The 231-nt window shown below is 65.8% G+C and carries 1 protein-coding gene; it reads left to right on the top strand.

Features of this window, described 5'->3' with window-relative positions; all coding sequences use genetic code 11:
* On the top strand, positions 1 to 231 hold a 231-nt coding region (locus AC0L3U_RS40355; protein ID WP_473365264.1), incomplete at both ends, for a hypothetical protein.

Genomic DNA, 231 nt, shown 5'->3' with positions numbered 1-231 from the left:
ATGCGCGCCAGCACGCTGTCTTCGGCGCGCATGGGCGGCAGCGTGGCCGGCGCTCAAGCCCGCTACCACGATGCACAGCAGCAATTGCGCAAGGTGATCTGCACCGCCTCCAACCCGTGCGCCTACGTCGACGAGCCCTGGCAATTGATCCAGGACGAAGACGGTCGCCTGGCGATCAAGGGCTTGAACACCCAGGCCAACCTCGGCGAGACCTTCCGCCTGGAGTACAGC

Source organism: Bradyrhizobium sp. Kon69, assembly GCF_055807515.1.
This window is presented reverse-complemented; position numbering and strand designations above follow the sequence as displayed.